Annotated in this window: 1 protein-coding gene; it reads left to right on the top strand. The window is 36.1% G+C overall.

From position 1 onward, the window contains the following. Positions 1-182 precede the first annotated feature (182 nt). Entirely contained in the window at positions 183-3,191 is a 3,009-nt protein-coding gene (locus tag RQ763_RS10975; protein WP_314153008.1) for an EAL domain-containing protein, read from the top strand. Positions 3,192-3,213 lie beyond the last annotated feature (22 nt).

Genomic DNA, 3,213 nt, shown 5'->3' with positions numbered 1-3,213 from the left:
CGCTGGAGCCGCCATGGCATATGCAGCTTCTACAAATATAGAGAGAAGAAGACTTTTAGAGGAGATTGAGTACATTATTTACTCTATATAGGTATCACATAAGTATCACAAAAATAAAATATGCTACAATATCCTAAATTTCTATTTGCTTTGGCAAATTAAGGCGCAAGGAACTCTAATAGATGAAACTAGATTTAAAAGCGAGACTCCTTTTCTTAATAATGGTTCCACTATTTTTCGTGATACTATTATCATCATTAATTTTATTTGAAATATATAACGATAAAAAAAATCTTGAATTTACAAAACATCATATACTTGAAGCAGAAGCAATATCTAAAGTAATCCATTATATGCAGATAGAGAGAGGGATTACCTCGGGGCTTATTGCAAGCAAAAATTTAGACCAAAATGATGAAAAACTACTTGAGGCAAAAGAGAATCTGAACAAGGCAATTGAAAATGCAAAAAATATAATATCACAGTGCACCGTATGCAGAAACAATGCCGACACGCTATCACGTTTTGACAAAATCAGAGCAAGAAACAACAGCGACCTTCTTAACCTCTCAACAATTAACGCAAGAGCTTACTACACAAAAAACATCTCATTTTTTCTTGATTTAATAAAGTCTACTCCGACGCAGATGGATGATAAAGAGAATAGAAACTATATTCAGGCGTATGGCTATCTTATATCTGCCAAAGAAGCTTTGGGACAAACGAGAGCTATCTTAGTAGAGCTCTTTACGAGCAAAGAGTACTTAGATGACCCTTTTACGGCATTTAAAGAGGGCTTGAGAATATATGCTCTTGAGACCAAAAACTTTAAGAGTGCTGCACCGATGGATATGCTTAATTTTTACTATGATGTCTACAGGGGTGAAGCAGTTGATGAAACATTTAAAATGATAGACCTTGCCGTTAAAAAGAGATATGAAGTAGATTTAGGAGTAGAGCCTTCATACTGGTTTGAAAAATCTACACAAACGATAAATCTTCTAAAAAAAGTGGAAGATGAAATATTTAGCGATGTAAAAATTCTTATAAATGACAAGCTGGACTTTGCCTCATACAAGCTTATTACTCTTGTTGCATTTTTGGTTATCTCTTTTATTGTCGTCACAATTTTAATGATACTCATTGTCAGAAAAATTCTATTTTCTGCCGACAGCTTAGAGAGAGAGTATGACAACTCTCAAGCTCTTTTAGAGCAGTATAAATCAACCGTAGACGGAAGTTTCATAGTCTCAAAAACAGACCCAGATGGAATAATAACCTACGTCAATGATGAATTCTGCAAACTTAGCGGCTACTCAAAAGAGGAGCTTATCGGAAAGACACATAGTATCATGAGACATCCCGATATGTCAAAAGAGATCTTCACAGATATGTGGCACACCATAAAAGATTTAAAAAAGCCGTGGGTCGGAGATATTAAAAATCTCTCAAAAGATGGCTCCGCTAACTGGCTAAGAGCGATTATAAACCCTATTTTAGACAGCGACGGCAATGTTGTAGAGTATATAGGAATGAGAACAGACATTACGCAGCAAAAAGAGATAACAAGATATTTTGAAAACCAGTTAAAAATCTCTACAAAAAACTTTGACTTCTCTATGCACCTCTCTAAAGAGTATGAACATGCAATAGACTCAAGCACTATTCTCTCAAGAGTAGACAAATATGGAAATATTACCTATGCGAACGATAAGTTTTTAGAGATAAGCGGCTACTCTCTAGATGAACTTGTTGGAAAAAGCCAAAGTGCCATGGGTCAATGCGAGGCTGCCAAAGAGGAGTCTGGCGATGTTTGGCAAGAGGTTTCAAGCGGTAAAATTTGGCACGGCATAATAAGAAACAAAACAAAATCCGGAAAAGATTTTTGGGCAAAAACCACGATAGTGCCTATCAAAGATTTAAACAATGAAATCATAGAGTATCTTGTCATAAAATTTGACATAACCGAGATTGTTGAGCAGAGAAAAGAGTTTGAGAGAATCGCAAAAACAGACTCTCTAACTGGATGCGGAAATAGATTTAGATTAAACTATGACATGCAGGAGCTTGAAAACATATCGGTAGCGGTTTTCAATATAGACAACTTCCGACAGATAAACGACTTCTATGGGCACCAGTTTGGGGATTTGATTATTAAATCCACTGCAGACAAGATATACGCTCTCTTTTTACAAGATGATAACTTCAGATTTTACAGACTTCAAGGCGACGAATTTGTTGCCATTGCCATAGACTACTCAAAAGAGCTCTTAATTGAAAAGGTCAAACAGATACTCGCGGCAATAAAAGAGAAATTTACCATAAAAGATGAAGAGATGCTCATCTCTTGTACCTGTGGTATCTCTTTTGAAGACAAAGAACACCTCCTCTCAACCGCAAACATGGCTCTTAAAGTTGCTAAAAAAAGCAATGTCGATTTCTTGGTCTATAGCGAAGAGATATCTTTGAACCGCCAATATGAAAGCAATATTACCTGGACAAAAAAGCTCTCAAATGCGCTCAAAGAGAAGAATATCATCACCTACTATCAGCCGATTGTTAACAACTCAGATCTCTCTTACGAGAAGTATGAGTGTTTAGTAAGAATGAGAGACGGCAAGAAGATCATATCTCCATACTTCTTCCTTGATGTTGCAAAGCAGACTAGACAGTACTTTGACATTACCAAAACTGTTGTTTATCAGGCATTTGAGATGTTTAAAGAAAAAGATGTTGAGTTCTCCATAAATCTCTCCATTCTTGACATGCTTGAGCCTGATGTCTCCAGGTATATTCTCTCTATGCTAGAGAAGTACGACATTGGCTCAAGAGTCGTCTTTGAGATAGTAGAGTCTGAATATATGGAGAATTTCGAGGGTGTTATGAGCTTTATAAGCGAAGTAAAAAAATATAACTGCAAGATTGCCATAGATGATTTTGGAACCGGTTATAGCAACTTTGAGTATCTTATAAAACTAAAAGCGGACTATCTAAAAATTGACGGCTCGATTATAAAAAATATAGACAAGGACGAGAACGCATTTTTGGTAGTATCGACCATCGTTGAATTTTCAAAGAAGTTGGGCATGAAAACAATTGCTGAGTATGTAGAGAATGAGGCGATATTTAAAATTGTGAAAGAGTTAGGCATCGACTACGAGACCGTTCAAAATTCTGTGTCAATCTGGTAAAATAACAAATACCCAAGGAAAG

The sequence above is a fragment of the Sulfurimonas sp. genome, from assembly GCF_032250635.1.
Taxonomy (GTDB): Bacteria; Campylobacterota; Campylobacteria; order Campylobacterales; family Sulfurimonadaceae; genus Sulfurimonas.
This window is presented reverse-complemented; position numbering and strand designations above follow the sequence as displayed.

Coding starts and splice junctions, on each gene's coding strand:
- RQ763_RS10975 (WP_314153008.1), top strand. CDS start 183: ATGAAACTAGATTTAAAAGCGAGACTCCTTTTCTTAATAATGGTTCCA.